At 52.6% G+C, this 25868-nt stretch carries 32 protein-coding genes; 19 read left to right on the forward strand and 13 right to left on the reverse strand.

Translation table 11 applies throughout. The annotated features are described in order from the left end of the window. The first annotated feature begins 29 nt into the window (after positions 1 to 29). Positions 30 to 800 (forward strand): ParA family protein, encoded by a 771-nt coding sequence (locus E3E32_RS09745; protein WP_167711367.1) that lies wholly within the window; start codon positions 30 to 32, stop codon positions 798 to 800. After that, a complete protein-coding gene (locus E3E32_RS09750; protein WP_012572214.1) occupies positions 787 to 1131 on the forward strand; it encodes a hypothetical protein in 345 nt (114 codons plus the stop codon). Before E3E32_RS09745 ends, E3E32_RS09750 begins: the two co-directional genes overlap by 14 nt. Positions 1132 to 1227: 96 nt before the next feature. Here E3E32_RS09750 and E3E32_RS09755 read toward each other — a convergent pair whose 3' ends face one another. From E3E32_RS09755 to E3E32_RS09775, 5 genes are all read right to left on the reverse strand, one after another. Further along, on the reverse strand, positions 1228 to 1680 hold the full coding sequence (locus E3E32_RS09755; RefSeq protein WP_167731518.1) for an adenylyltransferase/cytidyltransferase family protein: 453 nt from the start codon (positions 1678 to 1680) through the stop codon (positions 1228 to 1230). Position 1681: 1 nt separating this feature from the next. Further along, positions 1682 to 2200, reverse strand: coding sequence for an RNA-binding protein (locus E3E32_RS09760; protein WP_012572212.1), 519 nt, complete (start codon positions 2198 to 2200; stop codon positions 1682 to 1684). A 2-nt stretch (positions 2201 to 2202) separates the two neighbouring features. Continuing rightward, positions 2203 to 2850, reverse strand: a complete 648-nt coding sequence (gene pyrF, locus E3E32_RS09765; protein ID WP_167731519.1) for an orotidine-5'-phosphate decarboxylase — start codon at positions 2848 to 2850, stop codon at positions 2203 to 2205. Between the two features lie 4 nt (positions 2851 to 2854). After that, positions 2855 to 3457, reverse strand: coding sequence for a DUF4443 domain-containing protein (locus E3E32_RS09770; RefSeq protein ID WP_167731520.1), 603 nt, complete (start codon positions 3455 to 3457; stop codon positions 2855 to 2857). Between the two features lie 62 nt (positions 3458 to 3519). Further along, on the reverse strand, positions 3520 to 4668 hold the full coding sequence (locus tag E3E32_RS09775) for an inositol-3-phosphate synthase (protein ID WP_167731521.1): 1149 nt from the start codon (positions 4666 to 4668) through the stop codon (positions 3520 to 3522). A 247-nt stretch (positions 4669 to 4915) separates the two neighbouring features. Here E3E32_RS09775 and E3E32_RS09780 point away from each other — a divergent pair, with 247 nt between their 5' ends. Genes E3E32_RS09780 through E3E32_RS09795 form a run of 4 tightly spaced genes read left to right on the forward strand, consistent with a single transcriptional unit; the run spans position 4916 to position 9460 of the window. Next, entirely contained in the window at positions 4916 to 6550 is a 1635-nt protein-coding gene (locus E3E32_RS09780; protein ID WP_167731650.1) for an extracellular solute-binding protein, read from the forward strand. A 9-nt stretch (positions 6551 to 6559) separates the two neighbouring features. After that, the gene (locus E3E32_RS09785) at positions 6560 to 7495 is read left to right on the forward strand and encodes a carbohydrate ABC transporter permease (protein ID WP_167731522.1); all 936 of its coding nucleotides are present in this window, start codon (positions 6560 to 6562) and stop codon (positions 7493 to 7495) included. Then, positions 7495 to 8364 (forward strand): carbohydrate ABC transporter permease, encoded by an 870-nt coding sequence (locus tag E3E32_RS09790; RefSeq protein WP_167731523.1) that lies wholly within the window; start codon positions 7495 to 7497, stop codon positions 8362 to 8364. Before E3E32_RS09785 ends, E3E32_RS09790 begins: the two co-directional genes overlap by 1 nt. A gap of 10 nt (positions 8365 to 8374) precedes the next feature. Further along, entirely contained in the window at positions 8375 to 9460 is a 1086-nt protein-coding gene (locus E3E32_RS09795) for an ABC transporter ATP-binding protein (protein ID WP_167731524.1), read from the forward strand. On the opposite strand, the gene E3E32_RS09800 is transcribed toward E3E32_RS09795, so the two are convergent. Next, positions 9457 to 10731: a bifunctional L-myo-inositol-1-phosphate cytidylyltransferase/CDP-L-myo-inositol myo-inositolphosphotransferase gene (locus E3E32_RS09800; protein WP_167731651.1), complete on the reverse strand. Its 1275-nt coding sequence runs from the start codon at positions 10729 to 10731 to the stop codon at positions 9457 to 9459. The two genes, E3E32_RS09795 and E3E32_RS09800, sit on opposite strands and share 4 nt — an antisense overlap. Before the next feature lie 93 nt (positions 10732 to 10824). On the opposite strand from E3E32_RS09800, the gene E3E32_RS09805 reads away from it, so the two are divergent. After that, positions 10825 to 11502, forward strand: coding sequence for a TIGR00289 family protein (locus E3E32_RS09805; RefSeq protein ID WP_012572207.1), 678 nt, complete (start codon positions 10825 to 10827; stop codon positions 11500 to 11502). Between the two features lie 37 nt (positions 11503 to 11539). On the opposite strand, the gene E3E32_RS10150 is transcribed toward E3E32_RS09805, so the two are convergent. Beyond that, positions 11540 to 11842, reverse strand: coding sequence for a hypothetical protein (locus tag E3E32_RS10150; protein WP_240910611.1), 303 nt, complete (start codon positions 11840 to 11842; stop codon positions 11540 to 11542). Positions 11843 to 12125: 283 nt separating this feature from the next. Between E3E32_RS10150 and E3E32_RS09815 the strand changes: the two genes are divergently transcribed. Next, entirely contained in the window at positions 12126 to 12887 is a 762-nt protein-coding gene (locus tag E3E32_RS09815; RefSeq protein ID WP_167731525.1) for an ABC transporter ATP-binding protein, read from the forward strand. An 8-nt stretch (positions 12888 to 12895) separates the two neighbouring features. Next, a complete protein-coding gene (locus tag E3E32_RS09820) occupies positions 12896 to 14359 on the forward strand; it encodes a hypothetical protein (RefSeq protein WP_167731526.1) in 1464 nt (487 codons plus the stop codon). Here E3E32_RS09820 and E3E32_RS09825 read toward each other — a convergent pair. From E3E32_RS09825 to E3E32_RS09835, 3 genes are all read right to left on the reverse strand, one after another. Then, complete coding sequence (locus E3E32_RS09825) at positions 14349 to 14702, reverse strand: Mth938-like domain-containing protein (RefSeq protein ID WP_167731527.1); 354 nt, start codon at positions 14700 to 14702, stop codon at positions 14349 to 14351. The genes E3E32_RS09820 and E3E32_RS09825 overlap by 11 nt on opposite strands. A gap of 4 nt (positions 14703 to 14706) precedes the next feature. Continuing rightward, a complete protein-coding gene (locus E3E32_RS09830; protein WP_167731528.1) occupies positions 14707 to 15216 on the reverse strand; it encodes an NUDIX hydrolase in 510 nt (169 codons plus the stop codon). A 100-nt stretch (positions 15217 to 15316) separates the two neighbouring features. Further along, the gene (locus E3E32_RS09835; RefSeq protein WP_167731529.1) at positions 15317 to 16156 is read right to left on the reverse strand and encodes a carbohydrate kinase; all 840 of its coding nucleotides are present in this window, start codon (positions 16154 to 16156) and stop codon (positions 15317 to 15319) included. 123 nt (positions 16157 to 16279) lie between these two features. Between E3E32_RS09835 and E3E32_RS09840 the strand changes: the two genes are divergently transcribed. From E3E32_RS09840 to E3E32_RS09850, 3 genes are read left to right on the forward strand one after another with little or no spacing between them, the layout of a single operon-like run. Further along, the gene (locus E3E32_RS09840) at positions 16280 to 16591 is read left to right on the forward strand and encodes a Gar1/Naf1 family protein (protein WP_012572198.1); all 312 of its coding nucleotides are present in this window, start codon (positions 16280 to 16282) and stop codon (positions 16589 to 16591) included. Positions 16592 to 16597: 6 nt separating this feature from the next. Further along, the gene (locus E3E32_RS09845) at positions 16598 to 17509 is read left to right on the forward strand and encodes a transcription initiation factor IIB (RefSeq protein WP_167731530.1); all 912 of its coding nucleotides are present in this window, start codon (positions 16598 to 16600) and stop codon (positions 17507 to 17509) included. 9 nt (positions 17510 to 17518) lie between these two features. Next, entirely contained in the window at positions 17519 to 18013 is a 495-nt protein-coding gene (locus E3E32_RS09850) for a metallophosphoesterase (RefSeq protein WP_167731652.1), read from the forward strand. A gap of 28 nt (positions 18014 to 18041) precedes the next feature. Here E3E32_RS09850 and hpkB read toward each other — a convergent pair whose 3' ends face one another. Further along, positions 18042 to 18245, reverse strand: a complete 204-nt coding sequence (gene hpkB / locus E3E32_RS09855; RefSeq protein ID WP_012572195.1) for an archaeal histone HpkB — start codon at positions 18243 to 18245, stop codon at positions 18042 to 18044. A gap of 391 nt (positions 18246 to 18636) precedes the next feature. Here hpkB and rbcL point away from each other — a divergent pair, with 391 nt between their 5' ends. Both rbcL and E3E32_RS09865 read left to right on the forward strand, forming a co-directional pair. Further along, entirely contained in the window at positions 18637 to 19971 is a 1335-nt protein-coding gene (rbcL, locus tag E3E32_RS09860) for a type III ribulose-bisphosphate carboxylase (RefSeq protein ID WP_167731531.1), read from the forward strand. Positions 19972 to 20068: 97 nt separating this feature from the next. Continuing rightward, entirely contained in the window at positions 20069 to 20647 is a 579-nt protein-coding gene (locus tag E3E32_RS09865) for a thymidine kinase (protein WP_167731532.1), read from the forward strand. Here the strand turns inward: E3E32_RS09865 and thrC are convergent. Next, a complete protein-coding gene (thrC, locus tag E3E32_RS09870; protein ID WP_167731653.1) occupies positions 20644 to 21813 on the reverse strand; it encodes a threonine synthase in 1170 nt (389 codons plus the stop codon). The genes E3E32_RS09865 and thrC overlap by 4 nt on opposite strands. Positions 21814 to 21926: 113 nt before the next feature. Between thrC and E3E32_RS09875 the strand changes: the two genes are divergently transcribed. Beyond that, positions 21927 to 22523, forward strand: a complete 597-nt coding sequence (locus E3E32_RS09875) for an ArsR family transcriptional regulator (RefSeq protein ID WP_012572191.1) — start codon at positions 21927 to 21929, stop codon at positions 22521 to 22523. 54 nt (positions 22524 to 22577) lie between these two features. Here the strand turns inward: E3E32_RS09875 and E3E32_RS09880 are convergent, their stop codons facing one another. After that, the gene (locus tag E3E32_RS09880) at positions 22578 to 22781 is read right to left on the reverse strand and encodes a 30S ribosomal protein S17e (RefSeq protein WP_012572190.1); all 204 of its coding nucleotides are present in this window, start codon (positions 22779 to 22781) and stop codon (positions 22578 to 22580) included. A 110-nt stretch (positions 22782 to 22891) separates the two neighbouring features. On the opposite strand from E3E32_RS09880, the gene E3E32_RS09885 reads away from it, so the two are divergent. The 4 genes from E3E32_RS09885 (at position 22892) to E3E32_RS09900 (ending at position 25868) form a co-directional block, all read left to right on the forward strand. After that, positions 22892 to 23311, forward strand: a complete 420-nt coding sequence (locus E3E32_RS09885; protein WP_167731533.1) for a DUF371 domain-containing protein — start codon at positions 22892 to 22894, stop codon at positions 23309 to 23311. Positions 23312 to 23400: 89 nt separating this feature from the next. Then, on the forward strand, positions 23401 to 24069 hold the full coding sequence (locus E3E32_RS09890; protein WP_167731654.1) for a TIGR00703 family protein: 669 nt from the start codon (positions 23401 to 23403) through the stop codon (positions 24067 to 24069). 63 nt (positions 24070 to 24132) lie between these two features. Beyond that, the gene (locus E3E32_RS09895; protein WP_167731534.1) at positions 24133 to 24546 is read left to right on the forward strand and encodes a hypothetical protein; all 414 of its coding nucleotides are present in this window, start codon (positions 24133 to 24135) and stop codon (positions 24544 to 24546) included. After that, entirely contained in the window at positions 24543 to 25868 is a 1326-nt protein-coding gene (locus E3E32_RS09900; RefSeq protein WP_167731535.1) for a glycerate kinase, read from the forward strand. The genes E3E32_RS09895 and E3E32_RS09900 overlap by 4 nt, the downstream gene beginning before the upstream one ends.

Below are 25868 nucleotides of genomic sequence, written 5' to 3' on the forward strand. Positions count from 1 at the left end.
TTCATCTTTAACTTTGAGCAGGTGATTCTATGGCAGTGGTGATTAGCGTAGCCAACCAAAAGGGTGGAGTTGGAAAGACGACGATCACTATGAACCTCGGTCACGCGCTGGCCTCGATGGGCAAGCGCGTTCTGCTCGTGGACATCGACCCTCAGTTCAACCTCACCTTCGGCCTGATCGGCATGGATGTGCTCGAATACGGGGAAAACAACGTCGGAACGCTGATGACGAGAGAGAGCAGTGTCGAAGAAACCATCGTCGAGGTCAGGGAGAATCTCCACCTGATACCGAGCCACCTCAACCTCTCGGCCAAGGAAATAGAGATAATCAACGCCTACAACCGCGAGAGGAGACTTGAAAAGGCTTTAACCCCTATACTGCCCGACTACGACTACGTGCTCATAGACAACCCGCCGAGCATGGGAATCTTCTTGGTTAACTCACTCACGGCGTCAGATTACGTTCTAATCCCACTCGAGCTCAGCTACTTCGGTGTCATCGGAATGCAGCTCATGTTCAACCTGATGCGCATGATAAGGGAAGAGACCAACGAGAACCTCAAGCTGCTTGGTTTAGTTCCCAACAAGTTCACGCGCCAGACTAAGGTTCCCAAGATGCGCCTCAGGGAGCTGAAGGAAACCTATCCAGATGCGCCGATTCTGACGACGATCCCAAAGGCCATAGCACTCGAGAAGGCCCAGAGCCAGGGGCTGAGCATATTCGAGTTTGAGGGTGACGGACGGGCCGCAAAGGCCCTCTTAAAGCTCGCCAGAGAGGTGGTTGAGATTGTCGAAGGATAAAATCCCGAGACTTTTTGACGGTTCCGTTAACGAGCTTACCAAGCCTTCCAGGCCAAAGAAACTGGAGGAGAAGGTCAAATTGAAATCAAAAGACCTGAAGAAGGAGAAGAAGCAGAAGACCCTCTACATAAGCCTCGACATGAACAGGAAGCTCATTGAGCTCTACGGGGAAGAGGGCAGGAGGCAGAGCGCCATCGTGGAGGATGCAGTTAACCTCTACTACTACCTCAAGCTGGCCCTTGGCGAAAAGAAATTCAACGAGTTAATGAGTGCCGTTAAGAGGGAAGACCCCGAGTTCCTGAGGGAGTACATGGGACGGTTTAAACTCTAACGTTAATCTAGGACAAGCGAAATAGGTGTCGGAATCGGCTCCAACTCCCGTTGGGAAGGATCCGTGATGAAATAAGGACTGAAATCAGAGCTGGAATCACTCACAGTATGTTTCCACTATCCTTTGAATTATTTTGCTCGTCTTTGCCCTATCCTCTTTGTAGAGGTATGGGATCCTTATGACCTCGGAGTTTATTCCGTGCTTTCTCAGTTCCTCCTTCAGCCTCTCGCAGCTGAATCCCTGATCCGGCCCTATTGCAACAATATCCGGATTTATTTTCCTGACAAGCTCGTAGTCTATCGTCCCTGGAGAGCCGATGTATACCTCGTCCACCATCTTGAGTGCTCTCAAAAGCTCGGCCCTGTCCTCAGCGGGGTTCACCGGCTCGCGGCGCTTCTGCATTCTAACCGTCTCATCGTGGGCGACTATGACCACCAGCTCATCTCCAAGGCTCTTTGCCTGGCTCAAAAAGTGGATGTGGCCAACGTGGAGGAGGTCAAAGACTCCGCCGACGAGGACTCTAATCTTCTTTCTCTCCCTTTTTTCCATATCATCCCACCGTTAGCTCCCAGATCCTGTCCTTTGCGTGGTGTATGACCTTGACGGCTTTGCCTTTGGGCTTCTCCTTCATATCCTTTCCGCTCATTAGGGCTATCCCAATTGCGAGAGGTCTGCCGTAGTCCTCCTCGACGACGAAGACGAAATCACCTTCTTTAATTCCCTCATCGGCGTCGGTTATTCCAGCTGCCATCACATCGGCGCCCTTAAGGATGAAGGGCACCGCCCCGGCATCGACGACAACCCTGCGCTTCCAGGTTCTCAGGTCTTCCTCATTGGACAGTTCGTAGAGCGCTATGACGAGCGGGAAGATTAGGTCCTTCCGCCTTATGAATGTCGGCTTCCCGTTCACGATGATTATCTCGGTAGTCTTGTCGAACTCGGCTAGCTCGACTCTGTCCTTTTTCTTGATTAGCTTTTGGGCGACCTCCTCTCCAAAGATCTCGCTCATCTCACGAATTATCTCTTTTACCTCCTTCTTGCTGAGCGGATGCTTGACTTTCAGCTCCATCTTCACACCCCCATTATTTCATCGTAGAGCTTTCTCGCACTCTCCTTTGGGTTCTCACTTGCGTAGATGCTCCTTCCGACGATAATGTAGTCGGCGCCGGCCTTTAAAACTTCCCAAGCCTTTCCTCCCTGTGCCCCGACACCGGGGGTCAGGATTTTAACCTCCTTTTTGAGCCTCTCACGGATGTAAGCGACGCGCTTGGGCCTCGTTGCTGGGGCGATAACACCGAAAGGCTCGAGCTCGTTTGCCATCTTGATGAGCTTGTCTGCTGCAGGCTGAATAAACTCTTTTGCCCCCGGGTGGCTCATCTCGACGACGATTATCGTCTTCCCGAGATCCATGATGGCCTTAACGCTGTCTTTGCCAACAAAACCATGAGCAATTACGTAATCTGCCCCCGCTTCGAAAACTCTGCTTGCTATGAGCCTGTTCGTGTTTGGAATGTCCGCCAGCTTTAAGTCCGCTATTATGGGGAGACCCGTAACCTGCTTCAGCTCCGTGATGATTCTCAAACCCGAGCCGATTATAAGCGGCCAGTTTACCTTGATAGCCCAGAGATAATCAGCTGTGCATTTGGCTATCTCCAACGCCCTGTTTTGTTCGTAGACATCTAACGCCAGTATAAGCTTGCGCTCTTTGTGGGATGCCATGCAGTCACCTCACAAGGCACTGGATGTCCTCTGGAAGCTCCTCCCCTTTTAAGAACAGGGCTACATGATAGGCGCTCTTCATGGCCTCGGGCTCCTTCTCAGCCCAGGTAACCACAATAAGATCGCTCTCTTCCAATTGAAATGCCTTCTTGAGCTTTTCTGCCAGTTCAGGCATTGTGTCACTAAGTGGCCTACTATCCTCTGGAAAGACTGGCTCACCCTTCTTAACGACGAGTATCATCGCTCCCTTCGCGAAGAACCTTATTGCCTCGTCGCGGAGCTCTATACTTTTGAACTCTGGCGGATCCTTCACGATAAGAGCATAGGCTGGATAATCTTCAACTTTCCCTACTTTTTGAACTTCTGAGAAGCTCTTGGAGATTCTTTCGAGGAGTTTCAGGCCCTTATCATTTAGTGAGTGCCCTCTCTGAGTCGACTCAATGACTTCGAGACTGGCAAGCTTCTTCAAGAGAGTTCTAACACTCCCCTCACCGAGGTCGAGAACCTCCGAGATAGTTTTTCTACCCGTTGGATTTCTCAGCATAAACAGAACCGCAATGACATCCTCAAGTGTGAACTCGGGATAGGCTCCTCTCTTCCAGCTCATCGGCTTCCCTCCGAGAAAAGTAGGGCGAGGAGATTAAAACTTTATTGGAAAATGAAAAAGGCTCAGAGCAACTTGGATCCGAGACCAGCCCACATGCGCATCTTCTCGTGGGCGATGATCCTCGGGATGTTGCCCTTCTCCTTCGGTCCCGGGTTCTTCATGTAGAAGGCGTTGACCTCGTAAACTGTTCCATACTCCTTCTTGTCGAGGGCTATCTTACCTAGCCTGGCGAGGTCAACGAGCAGGCCGGCCAGAGCAGGGCTGTCGTTTATCCTTCCAGTTATGACGAGTTCGTCGTGGGCGCCATTGAAGCTGACGTACTCGATGTGCATGGCGATGAACTTCTTGTCGCCGAGCGGTTCGAGGAAGCCGGTGGGCTTAATGTAGTGCGGTGCGTCGTAGCCGAGCAGGTCCTTGACGATGGAGCTCTTGGTGAACTCCTTGCTCTTGTTCCTCTCCTTGTCGGTGAGAGCCAGGAAGTCGTTGTTTCCACCGATGTTGAACTGGGCTATATCGATGACGTAGCGGTTCCTCTGGGCGAGGTGAGTGAGTATGTCTGCGGTGAGTGGGGTTGCACCGGTGGCACCGTCGTCACCAAATATGACCATGTTGCTATCCTTGGCGAGTTCTACAAAGACCGGGTCGTTGGCGATGAGGGTCGGAATAGCGTTGACAAAGGCAGCGCCGCCGACCTCCTTGGCGTACTGGGCAATGGCGTAGGCGTAGACCTGCGTTGCCGTGAGCCTGTCCCTGTTGTCCTCCGCGATGGCCTTCTCAAGCTCCTCCCTGCTCTCGAATGGAACGAAGGCCTCGGTGGTGCAGACGTTGATGAAGACCTCAGCCTTCATCTCCTTCCACTCGTTTACGAGGTGTTCAATGGCATCCTTAAGGCTCATCTCGTCCTCCAAACCAGTGGCCTCAATCGGAAGGTTCCTGAGGCTCCTCAGGTGGATTCCCTTCCTCACGGTTATTCCTTTGAGGCTTTCTGGCGCCTCTGGATCGTAGGCCTTGACGACCTCATGGAGATCCTTGCCAACCTTGGAGGCATCGACGTCGTAGGAGCCAACTATTTCGATGTCCTTTATCTTGATTGGGAGCTCGTCAGCCAGGGGAACGCCGTAGGGCTTAAGCTTTCCGGCTTTTATCTTCTCAAGACCACTCGCAAAGATGCTGGCAACGTAGCCCTGTCCGAGGATTACAACCCTAACCATTTTCCCACCTCCTTTACTTGTTTATAGGATATTTTACAGCAGTTAAATAGTTTTTGGTAGAAAAACGCTTTAACGGATTTTTGAACATGTTCTCTTCCCCGCTTTCGTGGTGAGGAGCTGGAGAAGACCCCTCCAAAACCTTTATAAATAACAAAATCTGAATAAAATTCGACATCAGCTCACTTTTTTAAATAAGCCCCTCAGAGCCTTTTTGGGCTCGCTTTTGACGACTTGGGGTGTGGTAGCCATGAGGACCGCGGCACTCTGGCTGGTCGCACTGGTGGTTTTCGGAGTGATTGCCAGCGGTTGCATAGGCGGAGAGCAGACCGCGACCTCTTCTGAACAGGTTCAGCTTACGGGAGACTTTACAAAGGACGCTGTTGAGATAGGCAAGATTCTAGAGCAGAATGGAGTTAAGGAGGTCAAGTTCTCTGCATGGGGTTCCGGCGACCCCAACAGCGTGATGAGGGTTTATGGCATAGTTGAAGCGGCGAGGAGGATAAACAAAATCTGGGCCGACAACGGTATCAACGTCAAAATCGTGATAACCGACACTCACTACGTCGCCTCCTTCCAGGACGCTTACAACGAGTACCTAAGCAAGCAGCCCCTTGGACAGGCCGGGGACTTCTTCGTCAACAGCTACGCCTTCCTGCCGACCCTGGCCGATGAGGGCTACATCCTTGACATAACAGACTATGCGAAGGCCTACCAGAGCGTTATCGACGACTTCTATCCGTCCCTGATTGAGGCCTCAAAGTACAACGGAAAGCTCTACGGCCTGCCTCAGGATACCGAGGCGAGGCCCCTCTACATAAGGAAGGACGTCGCGGCGAAGATAGGCTTCGACCTCAACGGTCTCGACGAGAAGGTGAAGAACGGTGAGTTCACATGGAGCGACATCTACTACTGGGCCAAGAAGGCCAAGGATGAGGGAGCCGCCGAGTGGGGCCTCATCCACAGAAAGGGTTCAGCCCACCCTGACCTGATACAGTTCATCTTCGCCTTCGGGGGCAGGCTCTATGACCCAAACACCGGAAAGCTGATCGTTGATGTTCCGGCCGTTTACAAGTGGCTCTACGTCGAGTGGAAGTTTGCCCGCGATGGCCTCCTCCCGGAGGACATAATGAGTTGGGACTGGGCGAAGCAGATACATCCAACGGTGGTCGAGGGGAGAACGCTCTTTGACATAGGCGGAACGTGGTACTGGACCGAGTGGCAGACCAAGCAGTACTACGCCAAGGGCGGAACTCCGAGGGGCCTCAAGCCCGAGGAAGTGAAGGAGTGGTTCTACTACACGCTCTTCCCGGCGGGTGAGAAGGGCGAGAAGCCGGTAACGCTGAGCCAGCCGTTCGTCTGGATGATAAACTCCAAGGCCGGCCAGCTGAACCCGAAGTACGATGAGCTCAAAGATGTCTACCACAAGCTCGCCTTCCTGATGCTCATCAAGGCCAGCGACCCGGACATAAACGCGATACACAGCGTCATCTCCGCTCACCTGCCCGTGAGAAAAGCTGCTGCAGAGCTCATCAAGGACGAAAAGTGGCTCAACGACCTCAAGTCGCTCAACCTCGACCTGAGCGATGAGGTGAAGAACAACATCAAGGACATAGTTCAGGCGACCGTCAACCCGATAAACGCCCAGTTCCTGGCAGATGTTAGCTACATGCTGGAGTACACCCACCTGGCTCCTGCTCACCCGAAGTATCCTGCCCTGGCCAACATCTTCAGGGAGGCGGTTGACAAGGTCCTCAGGGGCGAGATGAAGCCGGACGAAGCCGTTAATTACATAATTCAGAAGGTCAATGCCGATCCCGAGCTTAAAGATGCCGTCGAGATACAGGGGGAGATACCCAAAGACTGGAAGTTCCCCCAGGGATGAGGTGATTTCATGAGGGGAAAGGTTAGGGATCTTTCCTTCTTTCTTTCCCCTATGATAATTATGGTGTTCCTGTTCTACCTGATACCCCTAGTCATGACCGTTTATATTAGCATGACCCGGATGAGGAACTGGAACGTTGACAGGTATCTTACCGAGTTTGTGGGCCTCTACAACTACGATAGGCTTTTCTACATGTTCCAGCACGACCCGACCTTCAAGGCCGTTGTTCTGACCACCATCGTCTTCGTCGGAATCACGCTCATGATAAACGTCTTTGGGGGCCTCGCCCTCGCCCTGGCGACATTCTTCATTAACGAAAAATCCGCCTCCTCATACCGTCTGCTCTGGCTCCTCCCCAGGATGTCGCCGATAGCGGTTTACAGCCTTGTCTGGTACTACTTCTTTCACGGGAGTGAAATCGGAACTCTGAACTCCGTCCTGATGCACCTCGGCCTCATTTCCGAACCCATCCCCTGGGGACAGGTCATACCCTGGGGGGCGTGGAGCATAATAATCTTCGTTAACGGCCTCGTGGGAGTAAGCTTCGGAATGATAGTCTTCACCTCAGCGCTGAACCAGATACCCCGGGAGCTGGTCGTTGCGGCGAGGGTTGACGGCGCTTCCTCGTGGCAGATATCAAGGAGGATACTAATTCCCATGATCAAGTGGCACCTGCTCTACGTCCTCACCTGGCAGTTCCTCAGCCTGCTCACCACATATCCCCACCTCTTCCTGCTCGTTCAGTGGGATCTCGTTAACAGGGACTACGGAACAACGCTGGCGCTGTACGTATTCAATACTGCCTTCGGCAGGGGTGAGCAGGACCAGGGGCTGGCAGCGGCGGCAGCGGTGATTCTCTCAATAATAGGCATAATAGGTGGCTTTGTGACTCTTAAGGTGCTCAAGTTCGAGAGGATGATGAGAAGGCCAAGGGGGGACTTCTGATGAGGGACGTTGAGGCTAGACCCAAGAGGTACGAGTGGCTAATCCTCCTCGCCCTCCTCCTTGCAAGCCTTCCCCTCATCGTCGGCTTTTCCCTCCTCATGCTGTCGAGCTTCAGCACCGAGATGGTCACAAACCTCGACCCGGGTTCCTTTCACTTCACCCTTGAAAACTGGATAAACCTCTTCCAGGGGAAGATAGCCACAACCGGCGGGATAAGGGTCAACATCTGGAGGATAACCCTCAACACCCTCATTGTGGCCCTAGGGGTTGCCGGGGTAGTCACGCTGACGAGCACGATGGCGGGCTACTCACTGTCGAGGATAGACTTTAAGGGAAGGAAGACCATGATGGTTCTCCTCCTGGTTCTCCACGCCTTTCCGGGTGTTGCCCTCATAGTCGGAGTCTACCTCCTATACCGCCTTACTTTTCCGGAGTCAACGGACTTCGTCGGGCTTTACTCCTTCCTCTACGTTATTCTCGCCCGCGCGGCCCTTGAAATCCCGATGTCAATATGGCTGATGAAGGGCTTCTTCGACACAGTCCCCTGGGAGTTTGAGTGGTCGGGGATAATCGACGGGGCATCCAGGATAACCGTCTGGAGGAAGATTATGCTCCCCCTGATAAAGCCGGGAATTCTTTCGGTGGCCCTCTTTGCCTTCCTCGCCGGCTGGCAGGACATAATCTACGTCAGGACTTTCCTGATATACCAGACGCTCGCGACGTTCATAGAGGCCAACATAGAGGCGGAGTACTCGCACATGCCCCTCATTGCCGCCGCCGGGACGTTCTACCTTCTTCCCACCATAATATTCTTCCTGACGGCCCAGAAGCTCCTCCTCCAGGGCTATTCGGGTGGAATTAAGGGATGAGGTGGTGGATATGGTCAGGATAACCCTGGAAAACATCACGAAGAAGTTCGGTGATTTCACAGCCCTTAGGGGCATAAGCCTTGAGATAGAGGACAAGGAGTTCATGGCCCTCCTCGGGCCGAGCGGAAGCGGGAAGTCGACGCTCCTCTACACGATAGCTGGAATCTATAAACCAACGAGCGGGAGGATATACTTTGACGGACGCGACATAACTGACGTCCCCCCGAAGGACAGGAACGTCGGACTCGTCTTCCAGAACTGGGCGCTCTATCCCCACATGAAGGTCTTCGACAACATCGCCTTCCCCCTTGAGCTGAGAAAGGCTCCGAAGGACGAGATCGAGCGGAAGGTGAGAGAAGTAGCCGAGATGCTCCGCATAGAGAAGCTCCTCGACAGGTATCCCTGGCAGCTGAGCGGCGGCCAGCAGCAACGCGTGGCAATAGCGAGGGCCCTCGTCAAGGAACCGGACGTCCTCCTCCTCGATGAGCCCCTCAGCAACCTCGATGCTCTCCTCAGGCTGGAGGTGAGAGCAGAGCTCAAGAGGCTCCAGAAGGAGCTGGGCATAACGGCCGTCTACGTAACCCACGACCAGGCCGAGGCTCTGGCCATGGCCGACAGGATAGCCGTGATAAGGGAGGGAAAGATACTACAGGTCGGGGACCCGGACGACGTTTATTACCGTCCCAAGTACCGCTTCGTCGGCGGTTTTCTTGGAAGCCCGCCCATGAACTTCCTCGATGCGGAGGTTGAGAATGAGCACCTCAATGTTTACGGTAATAGAATTCCGGTTCCGGCGCAGTACCGGGAGCTTGTGAAAAGGATCAACGTTGAGGAGGTTATACTCGGCTTCAGGCCCCATGATGCCGAGGTCGTTAGGGGAGAGGCCGAGGGATTAAAAGGTGCCGTTTACTCCTTTGAACCCTTGGGTAGGGAGCAGATAGTTACGGTTTCATTCAATGGAGCCCACGTTAAGGTATTCGCACCGGAGGGAGAGCACTTCCGCTTTGGGGAGGATGTAACGGTCAGGATCAGGGAGGATAGAATTGTCCTTTTCGATAGAAAGACGGAGAAAGCCCTGGAATTCCTTGAATCTTAGCTTCCCTCTTTTCTCCATATGAGATAGGCCGTGAGACCAACCCGGAGGTTCGTCAAAACTGCCAGGAGAGCAAAGAGAGCCTTAACCTGGCCGGGAAGGAGCAGGATCATCGTTAAAAATATCCTCTCATCTCTCTTGCCCGGCAGATATCGAAGCGTTGGAACGGCTCTGTAAGCATCCTTGCAGTAGGCCGCTTTAAAGCGCTCTGTGGAGTAGCTCACCATCACTGAGCCTAACAAGGCCAACAGAGCTACGAGCCACCAGACTGGTTCGCTTAGCGTTGAGTATGCGAGTAGGGCCAAAAATGCTCCATCCACGTAGCGGTCGAGGAGGGAATCAACATAGCCTCCAAAGCGGCTTGTCTGCAGTCTCGCTCGAGCCAGTTCACCGTCCATCCCGTCAAGGATTGAACTGAGCTGGTACAGAATTCCAGCTACCGCTGGATTCCAGAGGTTTAGCAGTGCCGAGAGCAGGCCAAAGAGGAACGTAACGACGGTCATTGAGTTTGGGCTGACGTACTCGATCAGCAGTATGCTCATCTCGGTTGAAATCTTCCTGTTCAGATGCCTGCTGATGAAGCCATCGCCGGTTCCTTTAACGGCGCTCTTAATAAGCATCCTCCTGGCGCGCTTGACGTCCTCTGGCGTGTCCACATCGATCCATGGAAGGCCGTCAACGAAGGTAACTTTCAGCTTTGTCCTTTCAACAACCTCCCTAAGCTCAAAGCTGTCCTTCTCCATGACTAGTGAGGACGTGACTTCAAAGATATCCTCCTCGAGGACGAAGAAACCGGTATCTACGGCATCCCACCTCGGGAGATCCTTCCCGATTCTCGCCACTTTTCCGTTCTCGACCTTCACCTTGGTGGCCTCTTCAACGTCGGCCCATTCTGGTTTCCTGTCCGCTATGAGTCCTTTACCCTTCACTGCTTCCCTGACAAAGGCTTCCGAATATACGTGGTCGCTCATTACGAGGACAAACCTTCCACTAACCCTTCCCCTCGCGAGATGAAGGGAGTAGCCGTTTCCTCGCTCCGGGGCGGGGTTTGTCACGAACTCTGCATTGAAGCCGTGTTTTTCGATGAACTCTCTGTAAAGCTCGACATAGTGCTCGTTGGTGACTATAACGAACCTCTTGACTCCCTCATTGCTCAGAAGCTTCATGGTGCGGTAGAGTATCTCTCTTCCTGCTACCTTGAGCAGTCCCTTGGGCCTTCCGCCGATCCTCGTCCCGAGGCCAGCTGCCAGAATCACTGCCGTAGTTGGAACCATGGGCATCACCTTTTTAAGGCATTTCAAGTGCGTTGGATTAGAAATCTGAAATTAAATTAACGGAAGGTGATTTAAAGCTTTCGGGTGAGAGAGATGCGCGTTGCGGTGCTCTACTCCGGCGGTAAGGATTCGAACTATGCCCTATACTGGGCTCTGAAGCAGGGCTTTGAGGTCAAATATCTTGTCAGCATGGTTAGCGAGAGCGACGAGAGCTACATGTACCACGTGCCGAACATTCACCTGACCGAGCTTCAGGCCAAAGCGATTGGAATACCCCTCATTAAGGGCTTCACCAGCGGCGAGAAGGAGAAGGAAGTCGAAGACATGAAGGCCGTCCTTGAGGGGCTGAAGGTAGACGGCATCGTTGCTGGAGCTTTAGCGAGCGAGTACCAGAAGAAGAGGGTTGATAGGGTTGCAGAAGAGCTCGGACTTGAGAGCTTCGCTCCCGCCTGGCATCGCGATCCGGTTGACTACATGCGCGAGCTGATAAACATCTTTGACATCGTGATGGTCGGCGTTTCCGCTTACGGCCTCGACCAGAAGTGGCTCGGAAGGAGGATAGATGAGAAAGCTTTAGAAGAGCTTATCAAAATTCACGAAAAGTACAGCATTCACGTCGCTGGCGAGGGTGGCGAGTTTGAGACCTTCGTTCGCGATGCGCCCTTCTTCAAAGCCAGGATAGTCTTCGATGAGGTAGAAAAGCGGTGGGACGAGTGCAGCTATTCCGGCGTTCTTGAGGTTAAGAGGGCGCATCTGGAGCCAAAAGAGTGATCCTTCCCTTTTAAAATTTGGAAAAGAAGGGAAAGCCTCAGCCCTCTGGCTTCACCCTTACCCACAGCCAAGCCTTACTGCAGCCTCCGCTGACGCCGCAGACGTTGAAATCCAGGCCCCACTCCTTGGTCGGGATTCCGGAGAAAACGTGCCAGTCGAAGTAGTCGTCGTCGAGCAGGATCGTTATCCCCACGATGCCCACCGGGTCGTCGTTGTTCCACCCGGTGGTTTTGATCAGAATCCTCCTGTACTTCCGGGCCTCGTCGAGCGGCATCACAAAGATAGGATAGCCGTTGATGTAGGACCAGTTTACGCTTATCGCCCTATCGTCGTGATACAAAAGCCTGCTGTGGTCGTTCGCCCCGACTCGTTCCCGTTGATGTTGATGTGGGGTATTACTCGCACATCCGCTGATAATGACTAATAACGTCAGGAATACAAAAATTAGAACCTTTGATGTCTCTCTCATGAAGGCGCCTCCAAATCCAAACCCTTGGAGGCAAGAAACGAAATTAGGCCCCATACAAGGGTTTGGATTTCATACAATTTGACACTCATTTTATTTAGTTATTCAATGGACAAGACTTATTAGCGGTGGGTGAAATTTTATCCCGGGTGGTAGGGTGATTGAAGCCGAGAACCTCGTCAAGACCTTTGGTTCCACTCACGCCCTTAGGGGAATCAGCTTCACGGTAAAAAATGGCGAGATATACGGCCTTCTTGGTCCCAACGGTAGTGGAAAGTCAACAACGATGAAAATCCTTGCGGGGATCCTGAGACCCACCTCTGGGAGGGTTCTCGTTGATGGTGTTAATGTATCGGAAAATCCAATCAAAGTGAAAGAAATCACCGGCTACGTCCCTGAAACTCCCGTTCTCTATGAAAGCCTCACCCCAATCGAGTTCTTCAACTTCATCGGGAGTGTGAGACGGATTCCAGGAGAGAGGCTCAATGAGATGGTCGAGACCCTTGTGAAGGCCTTCGGGATAGAGAAATACCTCGGTGAGCTGATAGGCTCTCTCAGCTTCGGAACCAAGCAGAAGGTTTCCCTCATAAGCGCCCTCCTCCATGATCCAAAAGTCCTTATCCTTGATGAGGCCATGAACGGCCTCGACCCTAAAAGCGCTCGCATTCTCAGGGAACTTCTCCTTCAGTTCAAAGGGGAGGGCAGGAGCATTGTCTTCTCCACCCACGTGCTCCAGCTGGCGGAGATGATCTGCGACCGTGTTGGCGTTATCTACAACGGCGAAATAATTGCCGAAGGAACGGTTGACGAACTCAAGAAGTTCGCCCATGAGGAGAGCTTGGAGGATGTCTTCCTCAAACTGACCGAGAGCCAAGACGAGATTTTTGCCGTAGTTCGGGCTCTCAAGGAGAGGCTTTAGGTGGGAGCATGTTCGAGGTTGTGAGGATACTCTACCGGGAGCTGCACTACAGACGGCTCAAAAGCAACCCTCAGATAGCAAGCGATCCCAAAAAGTTCGAGAAGCAGCTTAAAACCAGCGGGGACATAATCCGGGGCATTCTTTTCCAGTCCATTGCGTTCCTCTTCTTTGGTTTCATGATGGCGATGGCCATAAAATCCACCGGAGACAAAACCAAGGCAGTTATAATGTTCTCAACATACGCAATGCTTCCCTTTGTGATGGCTCTCTACACAACTGCAGTCAACGCTTCCTACACTACCTCTATGGGAATTTTTGAGCCGTTGAAGCCGCTCCCAATAAAAACCGGGGCCAAATATCTCAGCCTGCTTCTCATGATTGACAACGTTCCGGCCCTGGTCGCCATGCTTCCGTCAGTCGGGGTTTTGGCTCTCAACTACGGCCTCACAGGCATCCTGGGTCTTCTCTGGATAACCATTGGTGCGTTCCTCGGCCACGTTCTGGGCCTGGTGATATTCAGATTCTTCGGCTCCGCCAGTGTCGACGGAAGATTCTCAGGCCTGAAGACCCTTGCGAGAACGATGGGGGTACTGCTATTCATCAGCATGTTTTACGCCCTCAACTACATCCAGGCCTACGTTTCTGAACACTATGAGGAGCTTATTCCGGTTTTTTCGCGCTATTCCATAGCATACCCGTTCTCTGTGACGTCAATACTCGAACCCATTACCTCGGTTTTAATACTGCTCGGCTACATTGCCATCCTTGCTCCTTTATACCTGGTAGTTATTCGTAGGCTGTGGGAAAGGATGGGTGAGAACCTCAAGACCTCCCGCACTGTCGTTTCCAAGTTCAGGGCCAAAATCCTGTCCCCAGTGCTGGCGCTAACAATGAAGGACCTCAGGATAATTTTCAGGAAGAGCTCCCTGCTCGTTGGGCTTTTACTTCCCCTATTTATCGTCCTCCCGAGCGCCCTGAACCTCCTCATGGCCGGTTCCATCAGTGAATGGGCCGTTGTTTCGGTTCTCTTTATGATAGCATGGATGGCCTCCGTCGGAATTGACACTGTTCTCAAAATAGACGGCTTGGAATTCGAGTTCCTAAGAAGCCTGCCGATAACCCTTGGTCAGTTCGTGAAGGGGAAGCTGATAACTATGAACGCAGTTCCAATATCCGCTGGAGTAGTCCTCGTGCTCGTTGCCTCCTATCTCAACCCCTACCTCCTAAAACTAGTTCCCGCTGCAATAGTTCTGCCCCTTCTGACGTCATCACTGGCGATGACCTTCTTCTATCACGGGGAAAAAGAGCTATCCCTCCCGGAGACGAACTTTGGGCACGTTATAGCCCTGATGATACTCAACGGAATAACCCTCGGAATCGTTGCAGGGGTCTGGTTCCTCCTGGGCTATCCCTACGCCATGGGGCTTTCTATTTTAGGAGTTTTTGTTTTCCTGAAAGCGGTTAGCAGGTGACGTGGAATATCCCAAGGACTCTTTTCTCCTTCCTTAGCTTCTCGAAGAGCTCGGCCGCCTCTGGCGTTGGTATTTCGATGATTTCTTTGTCCTTGACCAGCTCCTTGCTCTCCGGCAGAAGGGAGAGCATACCCCAGAGGCCGGTCCCAACAACGAGAACGTCAAAGTCCTCTCTCAGGTACTCCCTCAGCTCCTCTGGATCGAGCTTGTGGCTTGTCCCGTGCTTCTCCTTGCTTATCCACTTCTTTCTCGTCTCTATCTTTCCACTGGGATAGATCACGATGTCGTGAGCGTACTCCTTTTCATCAACGATTATCCGACCGAACTCGGGGACTTCTATCATATCCTCACCTCAGTTCAAGGGCGTCTCTCAAGATTTTCTCATGATCAAACGCCAATGGGATTTCATTAACCTCATCTATCGGGACTACCATAACGTCCTTGGCGTCGTCTCCTGCCTTCAGCTCACCGGTTCCCAGAGCAAGAAACGCCACAGTTACCGTGTGTCCTCTCGGGTCCCTGTTGGGGTCTGAGTAAACTCCAATCAGCCGCAATAGTCTGACGTCGAGCCCCGTTTCCTCCTTTGCTTCTCTTACTGCCGCATCCTCAACGGGCTCGCCGTACTCGACGAAGCCTCCCGGCAGGGCAAAGTGATCCTTAAACGGCTCATGCTTCCTCTTAATGAGCACAACACCCTCGCGGTAGAGAATTACTAAATCAACGGTTAGGCCTATGCATCTGTGAAGCTCGACCTTGAGTTCAGGATGCCTCTCGCTGAGGAACTCCTTCAGCTCCTCCCTTATGAGGGAGATATCCATTCCCTTTGGAGCTTTAACGAGGAGAACGTACCTGTCCATATCACCACCTCAGGGAAGTCCCTTCTCATAATCTTCAGCATGCTGACGTTTCATCATCGGTCGATAATAGTTTCCGCTGGGGCTTTTATAGTTTTCAATGTTAAGAAGCGTCCTCGCTCCTTTCGACTTTCACCCTCATCGCCAGCTCGTCCACATCTTCCATGGAGAAGTCGAAGCTCCTCCTCTCCAGGAACAGCCCAGTGAATGCATTTGCCCTCTTGAGCGCCTGAATGAACGGACAGCTCTTGTAGAAGTAGCTGAACGCGGCGAGAAAAACGTCCCCTGCACCGGTGGATTCCTCGACCTCAACCCTAACCGGCCGGTAGATGTACTCCCTGCCTCTCAGATACGCCCTTCCAGGTTCCGGTCCGTTGGAAGCGAGAAGAACCTCAACGTCCTCGGGCTGAAGGTTCTTGAGGTACGGAAGCTCTGATAGGTCAGCGTGGAGCACCTTGAGCTCCTTGAGGAAGGAGGTTTCCCTCTCGATAAGTTCTACCATCCCGGGCCGAGGTTTTCGGATGAGCCCCTGGACGTCGGCCGCCAAGAAGTCTGTTCTTTCCTTGAACGCTGCGACCGTTTCGGGAGGAATCTCGTTGGCAACGGGGTTGAGGATCACCATGTCATAGCGCTTATCTGGGACTTCTGTTATTTGCTCGGCCCTAGCGAGAAGCCTCAGCGTTCTAGTGTTTCCGTCCAGGTATCTGAGCTCGTAGGCCGTACTGGTTTTTGAGGAAACGACGTTGAGTTTTATTCCCATCTCCTCGATTTCCTCGAGCCATTTCTCTGGAAAGTCTTCCCCCACGCTCGTGAGAATCTCAACGTCGCAGAACTTCGCCAACGCGAGGGCTGAGTAGTAGGCTCCTCCCCCAATTCGGATTTCGGACTTCAAACCTCTGACCACGATGTCAATGACAATGTGACCCACGAGAAGGCACTTCATTTTACCCCGCCTAACTCTGGATATAGAGAGCGCCTTAAATAAAAATCTTTTGGAAATTCACCGAAAAGTTTATAAGTGTAAAAGCGAAAAGCTTAAAAGGATGTATCCTTTTGGGGTGGGGCTATGAAGCGCCTGGGCAAGGTTTCTCACTATGCAAAGCAGGGGTTCTTAATTCTGCGTACAGACTGGGTTCCATCGCTCAATGAACCGGTTGTGGATAAGAATCTCACCATGGTCGGGGTAGTGAAGGATGTTTTCGGGCCGGTTAAAAGGCCATACGTGGCCGTTAAGCCGCGTGTCAAGAACCCTGGGGAGTACGTTGGGGCTTTGCTCTACGTCGATACCAAGCGCAAAAAGACCAAGCCGAATCACGGGAAGAAGCGAAGAGCTAAGGGCGGAACGGGTAGACGCCCTGCCCCCAGAAAAAGGGGGTGAGAACTTTTGGCTGATAAGAACATCTGTCCGGTTTGTGGTTCCGATAAGCTGTTCTACGATCCGCGGAGGGGCGAGATCGTCTGTTCTGTCTGCGGTTATGTCGTTCAGCAGAATGTTATCGATGAGGGTCCTGAATGGCGCGCCTTTGACCCCGATCAAAGGACAAAGCGCGCCAGGACCGGCGCGCCCATGACATTGATGATCCACGATAAGGGCCTCTCCACCGATATAGACTGGCGCGATAGGGACATTCACGGCAACCAGATTACGGGAATGTATCGTACCAAGATGCGCAGGCTCAGGATGTGGCAGCGCAGGATGAGAATAAACGACGCCGCCGAGCGTAACTTGGCATTCGCCCTGAGCGAGCTTGACAGGATGGCTGCCCAGATGATGCTGCCGAGGCGCGTTAAGGAGGTAGCCGCCTCGCTCTACAGGAAGGCCGTCATGAAGAAGCTCATCCGCGGAAGGTCAATCGAGGGAATGGTCTCGGCTGCCCTCTATGCCGCCTGCAGGATGGAGGGCATTCCAAGGACGCTCGACGAGATTGCTGCAGTTTCGAAGGTAACCAAGAAGGAGATAGGAAGGAGCTACCGCTTCTTGGCTAGAGGCCTTGGGCTGAACCTTAGGCCGACGAGTCCGATCGAGTACGTTGACCGCTTCGGCGATGCCCTCGACGTGAGTCAGAGAACCAAGAAGCGCGCCAAGGAGATACTTCAGGAGGCCATCAAGAGGGGAATAACAAGTGGAAAGGGACCAACTGGTTTAGCTGCCGCGGCTCTGTACGTTGCCTCACTCCTCGAGGGGGAGAAAAAGACCCAGCGCGAGGTAGCCGAGGTAGCTCACGTGACCGAAGTTACTGTCAGGAACCGCTACAAGGAGCTCGTCGAGAAGCTCGGCATAAACGTCCCGATCTGAGGGATGGCCTTGCTGATAGCGGTGATGAGCGACACACACTACGGCGACAAGACAAGAAATTTCCCTTCCCTTCTTTTCCGAGAGCTTGAGAAGAGAGGGCCAGACCTTATTCTTCACGCCGGCGACGTTACTTCTCCGGGACTCCTCGAAAGGCTGGAGGAGTTTGCCCCTGTAATTGCAGTCAGGGGAAATGCCGACCGCCTAGGACTGCCTGAGGAGCAGGTCGTTGATGCTGAGGACGTTAAAATCGGCCTTCTGCATGGTCATCAATTCTTCAGTCTCAATGCGCAGTTCTTGACCCTTAAGGCTCTTGACATGGAGGCTGATGTACTTATTTTTGGCCATACTCATATGTATTATTATGACACATACTCGATTCACGGCCAGAAGGTTGTCCTTCTCAATCCGGGTTCTCCGACTTTCCCGAGAATGGACTCGGCAGGTTTTGCCTTTATCAAAGTGGAGGGCGATAAAGTCTCGGTGGAGCGCGTTAAGTTCTGGTAGAAAAGTCGAAAAGCAAGAAGAAAGGCCTTCAGGCCTTGATGGCGAGCTTGATGTCTTCGGCCTTGACGGTCTTCCTGCCAGCGTGGTGGGCAAGGTCGACCGCCTTCTTGGCGATCTCGAGGGCCTTCTCCTCAAGGTGCTCGGCGAGGAGCTTGGCAGCGTCCTCGCTGACGCGGGCAGCGCCAGCCTTCCTTATCAACCTGTCAACTGGGGCAATCGGCAACTCAGCCATTTTCCCAACCTCCTAAACGTTGTTTTGCAGGCATCTGCGTTCTATTCTAAGAACAAAGAGCTATATAAACTTTTCGGAAATGGGGCACTCTGGAGGCAATACTCGGCCATTTTTCAGTGGGGTATTGAGAAATTGGGCATCATTGGGTCTGTGACTTATAAACGGCCCAATACTAACTTCAGGGCGAAGTTTCGAAAGTCGATTTTAGGCCTTTAAATCAGGTTTACCTGCTGCTTGTTGTTCTGATTTCCCAAAAGGGGGTGGGAGTTTGGGTCGCTGGCGAAGGAAAAGCGCCCTTAATACGCACATAGAGGCAGCAATGCCCCAAAATTGAACCATAGCATTTTTATAGGGATTTGTGCAATCTTTAGGTTACCAAGGAGGTGAAAGGATGGTAGAGAAGTTTGACAAGATATATGACTACTACGTGGACAAGAGCTACGAACCCAACAAGAAGAGAGACATCATAGCCGTGTTCCGCATAACTCCTGCTGAGGGATACACCATCGAGCAAGTGGCCGGTGGTGTGGCCGCCGAAAGTTCAACAGGAACTTGGACGACGCTCTACAACTGGTACGAGGAGGAGCGCTGGGCCGACCTTTCAGCTAAGGCCTATGACTTCATTGACATGGGCGACGGCTCATGGGTAGTCAAGATCGCCTACCCGTTCCACGCCTTCGAGGAGGCCAACCTTCCGGGACTTCTCGCGAGCATAGCCGGAAACGTCTTTGGAATGAGGCGTGCCAAGGGGCTGCGCCTTGAGGACATGTACTTCCCGGAGAAGCTCATCAGGGAGTTTAGCGGTCCAGCTTTTGGTATCGAGGGCGTCAGGAAGATGCTTGAGATCAAGGACCGGCCCATCTACGGTGTCGTTCCCAAGCCGAAGGTCGGCTACTCCCCGGAGGAGTTTGAGAAGCTTTCCTATGAGCTTCTTCTCAATGGAGCTGACTACATGAAAGACGATGAGAACCTCACCAGCCCGTGGTACAACCGCTTTGAGGAGAGGGCTGAGACCATCGCCAAGATCATCGAGAAGGTCGAGAGCGAGACCGGTGAGAAGAAGACTTGGTTCGCCAACATAACAGCTGACGTTAGGGAGATGGAGCGCAGGCTGGAAATCTTGGCTGACCTCGGCCTCAAGCACGCGATGGTTGACGTCGTCATAACCGGTTGGGGAGCCCTTGAATACATCCGCGACCTCGCGGCAGACTACGGTCTGGCCATTCACGGCCACAGGGCAATGCACGCGACCTTCACTAGGAACCCCTACCACGGCATCTCGATGTTCGTCTTGGCGAAGCTCTACAGGCTCATCGGTATCGACCAGCTCCACGTTGGAACCGCTGGAGCTGGCAAGCTTGAGGGTGGCAAGTGGGACGTCATACAGAACGCCAGAATCCTTAGGGAGAAGCACTACAAGCCCGACGAGAACGACGTCTTCCACCTGGAGCAGAAGTTCTACAGCATAAAGCCGGCCTTCCCGACCAGCTCAGGCGGCCTGCACCCGGGCAACCTGCCGATAGTTATAGACGCCCTCGGAACCGACATAGTCCTCCAGCTCGGCGGTGGAACCCTCGGCCACCCGGACGGGCCTGCCGCTGGAGCGAGGGCAGTGAGACAGGCCATCGATGCCCTCGTCCAGGGCATACCGCTCGACGAGTACGCCAAGACCCACAAGGAGCTCGCAAGGGCATTGGAGAAGTGGGGCCACGTCACCCCAATCTGACCGCTCTGACGGCTTTTTCTTCCCATTTTCGTCTTCCGTTCAACTTTTCTTCCGCAGGTAATTTTAACCCCAAGGTTCTTGGTTCTTCGGTGAGACCATGCATCCGGAAGGGTTCTTGGAAGTCATCACGGGTCCAATGTTTGCGGGTAAAACAACGGAGCTGATTAAGCGCATAGAACGCCAGATGTTTGCAAAAAGAAAGGCAGCGCTCTTCAAACCTGCCATAGACAACAGGTACAGCGAGGATGAGATCGTTGCCCACAACGGGCTGCGTTACGAGGCTTTTGTCATACCGACGGATGAAGAGGGTGTGAGAAAGATAGAGGAAATAACCAAGAGGGAGAACTTTGAGGTCATAGGAATTGACGAGGTGCAGTTCTTTCCGATGATCATTGTTGAAACACTCAACAGGCTTGCCGACGATGGTGTTTACGTCATAGCGAGTGGCCTGAACCTCGACTTCAAGGGAGACCCGTTCCCTGTAACTAGGGAACTTCTTGTCAGGGCTGACAACATAGTCTACCTAACCGCTGTCTGCACTGTCTGTGGGAGGCCTGCGACCCGAAGTCAGAGGCTTATCGATGGAAAGCCTGCTCCCAGGGATTCTCCGGTAATTCTCGTTGGAGGAAGGGAGAGCTACGAGGCTAGATGCAGGCTCCATCACGAGGTGCCTTAGCTCGTCAGCACTTTGCTCCAGGTGTTGATGTCTTTGAGTCCGTGGCCGGTTGCGATGATAACTACGCTTTCGCCTTTGTCTATTATTCCCTCTTCCCTCATTTTCTGAGCAAGGGCCAGGGAGGTTGCGGAGGATGGCTCAACAAAGAGGCCTTCCCTTCCGAGGAGAAGGCCAGCAGCGGCTGTTTCTTCATTGGTAACTGTATCGAGGTATCCGTTGCTCTCCTTTACTGCCTTGAGAACGTTTTCTCCATCAACTGGGGCCTTGACGGCTATTGCACTGGCGATTGTTGGGACCTTTTTTGTTATCTTTTCAATGGGTTTGCCGGTCTTCCAAGCTCTAACTATTGAGTCATAGCCCTCAATTTGGACGCCCGCTATCCTTGGAAGCTCACTGATGAGGCCAATCCGATAAAACTCTTTTAGGCCCTTCCAGATTGCCCTGAGGTGTGTTCCGGCTCCTATGGGCACTACTATCCAGTCGGGAACATTGAAGTGGAGTTGATCGATGATTTCAAAGCCCGTCGTCTTCTGTCCCTCGACACGGTAGTGGTAGTTGCCGGTCAGGTAGTAGCCCTCCTCAAGCGCCCTTCTCTCTGCCTCTGCCAGCGCTTCATCGTACGTCTTTCCGAAAACCTCAACGTTTGCTCCATACATCTTGGCCTGGACGAGCTTGCCCTCTGGGGTTCCCTCGGGAACTACTATAGTGACTCTGAGGCCAGCTTTTGCCCCGTATGCACTTATTGACGCCGCCATGTTGCCGGTTGAAGCTACTATCACTTTCTGCGCGTGAAATTCGAGGGCTTTTGTAATTTCGACGCTTGAGCCTCTGTCTTTAAAAGCTCCAGTCGGGTTCTCGCCTTCGTTCTTGATGTACAGCTTCGAGATGCCTATTTTTTCCTCAAGCCTTTTTGCCCTGTAAAGTCTTGTACCGCCTTCATTGAGCGTAACCGCTTTTTTAAGATTTGAGACTGGAAGGAACATCCAGTACTTCCAGACATGCGGATGCTCCCTGAACCAGGGGTCGTTATCCTGGATGAGGTCTGCTATATCGTCGTAATGATAGCAAACATCTAGGGGTGAACCACATTTGGTGCACTTATAAACTCCACATGCTAGGGAGTACTCCTCACCACACTTTGTGCAGACAAGCTTCGCTGCGAACATTGGGACCACCGCTGGTAATTCTTTCGATGTCTTTTAAAGTTGGGCATCCAAACCGAAAAGCTTAAAGTGGCCTTTTCTTACATTAAGTTAGGGAAAGATAAGGGGGTGAGAGCATGGAGTCAAATAAGAACATGGGACGATTGCTTGACATACTAGGAAACGAGACGCGAAGAAGGATACTCATCCTGCTCACCAGGAGGCCGTACTTTGTGAGCGAGCTTAGTCAGGAGCTTGGTGTTGGCCAGAAGGCCGTTTTGGAGCACCTCAGAATACTTGAGAGTGCGGGACTGATCGAAGGTAGGGTGGAGAAGATCCCGCGTGGCAGACCGAGGAAGTACTACACGATAAAGCGCGGCTTCCGTTTAGAGGTTCTCCTGACGCCGTATGCCTTTGGAACAGAGATGTACGAGCCAAAGGCGCCAAGGCCCACCCGTGAGTATGCTCAGGCGAGGGCGCTGATAAAGTCTACCGAGCCAGTGGAGGACAAGATTAGAGAGCTCGTGATGTTCCTCGCCGAGATTCAGGAAAGGATTGAGGAGCTCATAATGACAAAGCAGGAGCTTGAAGAGGTCCGCCTTATCACCGAGACTTACATAGAGAATCTCCTGCGGAGAATAGCCCAGGAGAACGAGCGCGAATTCGAGAGACTCATGCGCGAGTTTGGCCCGAGGCTCCCTAGGAAGATACTGGAAGACCTCGACGACTTTTAGAAAGCGGCTGGAGAAGGAGAAAGTTAAAGCTCAGAAAAACGAGGGATAGGGCATTCAGAGCATCTTGCCCTCTTCTTTCATTCTCACGAGCCTGGTGATGTAGCCCGCTATCCTGTTCCTAATGGTCTTACTGGTAACGTTGGTCAGCTCCCCGACCTTCTTCTTGTTGTGCTCGAAGTCCTTGGTGAACTGGTCTGGATAGCGGTCAAAGAGCTCCCTTGCAACCCTCTTAATGAACGTCTGCCTGATGTTTCCCATCATCAATCCCCCCGTTAGCTTGAGTTTGACAACCATATGCCCAATCTCGAAAGCCGTTTTAAAACTTTTCCCCGGCTCAGGCTTATAAACCCTCTCTCAAAACCTGAACCATGCTCAGGGAAATCATCTGCTGCCGGGGTCACGAGAACGTTAGGGCCACTCACAAGTCCACGCTTGAGTTTACAAAGGAGGACTACCTGACCCCGAGAGGAGATTGCATACTCTGTATTGAAGCTGACAAAGGAATAAACGACCTGAGTGAGGAGTTTAAGCGAGCGCTGAAAGAAGGAAAGAGGCTCCTCATAAGGATAAAAATCGCTGACCTTATCGACGAAGTTCTCGCCGAGGGGAGCCCCAGGCTGATTCTCGAACATCCCTACTCCATGGTCGTCAGGAAGAGCGACTACATCGATGGAAGAACCCTTGCGATAAAAGCGAACAAAGCTGCTAGAGACATAGACAGGCGCATCGTTGAGCTTCTAAAGAACCCAAAAACTGTTGCTGAGATAGAGCTGATTATCCTCGACTGAGGGTATCCTGTGCTTCTTTCTCCATGCTCTAGCGCTGGGAATAAACCTTTAAATACTCTCGGCTATTTTATTAACCTTTGGTGATGAAAATGCTCGAAGGGTACTACATAGTTGAAAACTCTGGCGTTGTTCCTGCCGAAAGGAGGTTCCGCTTTAAGGATCTCAAGGCCTGGGGCTACGACCTCCACCTCGGAACGATAGAAGGCGAAAGGGCTTACTTTGTCTCAAAGGCTGGTGAGAGGCAGGAGGGCGAGACTTACACTATTAGGGGCAGGGAGTACCACATTGACGAGACCCAGAAGGCAATCCCAAAGAATGCAAGGCTTCTGGCCAGGATAGTAATTGAAAAAGGCCGGCCCTATCTCGAGTTTTGGTTAGAAGAGGGAGAGCAGAGCTTCCCATTGGCTAAGGAAGATCCCGGGATAATCCTCCATCGCTTCTGGACTGGGAAGGGTTTCAATCAGCTTGAGAAATACGTCTGGTCAGTGGGACTGACCACCGACTTCTTCAAGGATAGGGTTTTCGTTAAGAGTCTCCCGCTACCCTATGAGGAGTATCCTCCTAAGGTCAGACGCGTCCTGAGAGAAGTCAGAGACCTCCACCGCGACATGACCGGCTTCGGAAGGTTCGTCTTCCAGTACTACGGTGAGAAAGGTAAGGCCCACAGTTACCGTCTCTGGTGGCTCCTGCCTACGATACACCTTTTCGATGTGGAGGTTTCCAACGAGGTGGATAAGATACTAGCGATGCTGGACTGATTTCTATTTTTCTCCGCAATCCCCTTAAAGGACGATGCGTTCTATCTTTCTTTTGGTGGGAATATGGAGGTAAAGCACTTAGTAAAGGCCCGAGACAACGTCGTCCTTTGGAAGCTTAAGATAACTCGGGCGGCGAGCTATCTCAGTATAGTGAACAGCTTTATGATACTCTTCGTCTTCGCCAAGAGCCTTTATGGGTGGGCGTTCATAGCCGAGCGCTTTACGTTTGCTGAGTTCATAGCCATCGCATATGGTCTAGCCTTGGTCGGCTTTTTGACTTTGGCGGAACTCGACTGGCGCTTCATGTACAAACGGGAGCAGAGCTACGCTTTGACGAGGAATCCTCTTCTGCCAGGTCAGTGCTTCACCATTGAATACCTTCTTGAAAAGGGCCTTGAAGAGGGGCGGATAAACGAGGACGAAGCGAACCGCATAAGGACCTCTCTTAGGCTGGCCGGTTGTGGGGGAAGGAAATGATGATTGGGGACACTAAGACCGTCGCCTTCGAAATAATGAACGCCGCCCTCAAAGCGGCTGATCCTTATATGGCAGTGAAAAACTCCCTCGACTTTGATGGGGAGTGGCTGATTGTTAAGGGGGAGAAATTTAGGGTTTCTGGAAAAATTTACCTCCTCGCTTTCGGCAAGGCTGCCTGCGCGATGGCTAAAGCCGCTTATGAGGTTCTCGGTGAGAGGATAGCGGAAGGCCTCATCGTCACAAAATATGGATACGCTGCAAATTGCGTGGACGACCCGAAAATCACGGTAATCGAGGCAGGCCACCCAGTCCCAGATGAGAACTCTATGAGGGGCGCACTGGCTGGCGTTGAGCTCGCGGAAAAAGTTGGGGAAGAGGATTTACTTCTTGTCCTGATTTCAGGTGGAGGTTCGGCTCTCTTTACTCTCCCCGAGGACGGCATAAGCCTTGACGACAAGATACAGACGAACGAGCTTCTTTTGGAAAGTGGGGCGAAGATTTACGAGATAAACACCGTCAGGAAGCACATCTCCAAGGTGAAGGGCGGAAAAGTGGCGAAGCTCGTGAAGGGGACGGTTGTAAGTTTAATCCTCTCGGATGTCGTCGGTGACCCATTGGAGGCCATAGCCTCTGGACCAACTGTGAGCGACCCCACCACCTTTGAAGATGCTCACAGGGTTCTGAGGCTCTACGGTGTGTGGGACAAGCTCCCGGAGAGTGTTAGGGAGCACATAGAAAAAGGCCTCCGGGGAGAAGCAGAGGAGACCCTCAAAGAAGATCTGCCCAACGTTCACAACTTCATAGTGGGGAGCGGGGCTATAGCGTGTGAGGCCGCGAAGAGAAAGGCCGAAGAGCTCGGTTTTAATGCCCACATCCTGACGACCACCCTTGAAGGCGAGGCAAGGGAGGTAGCGCTCGCAATCGGCTCGCTGATTCAGGAGATAGCCTCGAGAAACCGGCCCTTTGAGAGGCCCGCTGTTCTGATAGCCGGCGGTGAGTGGACAGTCACGATTGAAGGGGAAGCTGGTCTCGGCGGCCCGAACCAGGAGTTCGCGCTGGGCATAGCGAGGAAGATAGCTGGCTTAAACGCCGTAGTTTTGGCTCTTGACACCGACGGAACCGACGGTCCCACCGATGCCGCCGGGGGAATTGTTGACGGATCCACCCTTGAAAATCTCAAAAAGGCTGGAATAGATGTGGAGGAGGTTCTTAAGAAACACGACGCCTACAGGGCCCTCGAAAAAGTAGGTGCGCTCCTCAAAACCGGCCCGACCGGGACGAACGTCAACTCGCTGGTGATAGCGGTGATTCCAAGGTCATGA

Origin of the sequence: Thermococcus sp. GR6, assembly GCF_012027415.1 — an archaeon.
Taxonomy (GTDB): domain Archaea; phylum Methanobacteriota_B; class Thermococci; order Thermococcales; family Thermococcaceae; genus Thermococcus; species Thermococcus onnurineus.

What these genes read in the sequence shown, in the direction of transcription:
- pyrF (WP_167731519.1), bottom strand. Translation starts at nt 2,850, where the DNA reads ATGGCATCCCACAAAGAGCGCAAGCTTATACTGGCGTTAGATGTCTAC.
- E3E32_RS09820 (WP_167731526.1), top strand. Translation starts at nt 12,896, where the DNA reads ATGTTCGAGGTTGTGAGGATACTCTACCGGGAGCTGCACTACAGACGG.
- E3E32_RS09865 (WP_167731532.1), top strand. Translation starts at nt 20,069, where the DNA reads ATGCATCCGGAAGGGTTCTTGGAAGTCATCACGGGTCCAATGTTTGCG.
- E3E32_RS09835 (WP_167731529.1), bottom strand. Translation starts at nt 16,156, where the DNA reads ATGAAGTGCCTTCTCGTGGGTCACATTGTCATTGACATCGTGGTCAGA.
- E3E32_RS09770 (WP_167731520.1), bottom strand. Translation starts at nt 3,457, where the DNA reads ATGAGCTGGAAGAGAGGAGCCTATCCCGAGTTCACACTTGAGGATGTC.
- thrC (WP_167731653.1), bottom strand. Translation starts at nt 21,813, where the DNA reads ATGTTCGCAGCGAAGCTTGTCTGCACAAAGTGTGGTGAGGAGTACTCC.
- E3E32_RS09895 (WP_167731534.1), top strand. Translation starts at nt 24,133, where the DNA reads ATGGAGGTAAAGCACTTAGTAAAGGCCCGAGACAACGTCGTCCTTTGG.
- E3E32_RS09760 (WP_012572212.1), bottom strand. Translation starts at nt 2,200, where the DNA reads ATGGAGCTGAAAGTCAAGCATCCGCTCAGCAAGAAGGAGGTAAAAGAG.
- E3E32_RS09790 (WP_167731523.1), top strand. Translation starts at nt 7,495, where the DNA reads ATGAGGGACGTTGAGGCTAGACCCAAGAGGTACGAGTGGCTAATCCTC.
- E3E32_RS09880 (WP_012572190.1), bottom strand. Translation starts at nt 22,781, where the DNA reads ATGGGAAACATCAGGCAGACGTTCATTAAGAGGGTTGCAAGGGAGCTC.
- E3E32_RS09840 (WP_012572198.1), top strand. Translation starts at nt 16,280, where the DNA reads ATGAAGCGCCTGGGCAAGGTTTCTCACTATGCAAAGCAGGGGTTCTTA.
- E3E32_RS09775 (WP_167731521.1), bottom strand. Translation starts at nt 4,668, where the DNA reads ATGGTTAGGGTTGTAATCCTCGGACAGGGCTACGTTGCCAGCATCTTT.
- E3E32_RS09745 (WP_167711367.1), top strand. Translation starts at nt 30, where the DNA reads ATGGCAGTGGTGATTAGCGTAGCCAACCAAAAGGGTGGAGTTGGAAAG.
- hpkB (WP_012572195.1), bottom strand. Translation starts at nt 18,245, where the DNA reads ATGGCTGAGTTGCCGATTGCCCCAGTTGACAGGTTGATAAGGAAGGCT.
- E3E32_RS09805 (WP_012572207.1), top strand. Translation starts at nt 10,825, where the DNA reads ATGCGCGTTGCGGTGCTCTACTCCGGCGGTAAGGATTCGAACTATGCC.
- E3E32_RS09800 (WP_167731651.1), bottom strand. Translation starts at nt 10,731, where the DNA reads ATGGTTCCAACTACGGCAGTGATTCTGGCAGCTGGCCTCGGGACGAGG.
- rbcL (WP_167731531.1), top strand. Translation starts at nt 18,637, where the DNA reads ATGGTAGAGAAGTTTGACAAGATATATGACTACTACGTGGACAAGAGC.
- E3E32_RS09830 (WP_167731528.1), bottom strand. Translation starts at nt 15,216, where the DNA reads ATGGACAGGTACGTTCTCCTCGTTAAAGCTCCAAAGGGAATGGATATC.
- E3E32_RS09890 (WP_167731654.1), top strand. Translation starts at nt 23,401, where the DNA reads ATGCTCGAAGGGTACTACATAGTTGAAAACTCTGGCGTTGTTCCTGCC.
- E3E32_RS09795 (WP_167731524.1), top strand. Translation starts at nt 8,375, where the DNA reads ATGGTCAGGATAACCCTGGAAAACATCACGAAGAAGTTCGGTGATTTC.
- E3E32_RS09780 (WP_167731650.1), top strand. Translation starts at nt 4,916, where the DNA reads ATGAGGACCGCGGCACTCTGGCTGGTCGCACTGGTGGTTTTCGGAGTG.
- E3E32_RS09825 (WP_167731527.1), bottom strand. Translation starts at nt 14,702, where the DNA reads ATGATAGAAGTCCCCGAGTTCGGTCGGATAATCGTTGATGAAAAGGAG.
- E3E32_RS09755 (WP_167731518.1), bottom strand. Translation starts at nt 1,680, where the DNA reads ATGGAAAAAAGGGAGAGAAAGAAGATTAGAGTCCTCGTCGGCGGAGTC.
- E3E32_RS09900 (WP_167731535.1), top strand. Translation starts at nt 24,543, where the DNA reads ATGATGATTGGGGACACTAAGACCGTCGCCTTCGAAATAATGAACGCC.
- E3E32_RS09885 (WP_167731533.1), top strand. Translation starts at nt 22,892, where the DNA reads ATGCTCAGGGAAATCATCTGCTGCCGGGGTCACGAGAACGTTAGGGCC.
- E3E32_RS09875 (WP_012572191.1), top strand. Translation starts at nt 21,927, where the DNA reads ATGGAGTCAAATAAGAACATGGGACGATTGCTTGACATACTAGGAAAC.
- E3E32_RS09785 (WP_167731522.1), top strand. Translation starts at nt 6,560, where the DNA reads ATGAGGGGAAAGGTTAGGGATCTTTCCTTCTTTCTTTCCCCTATGATA.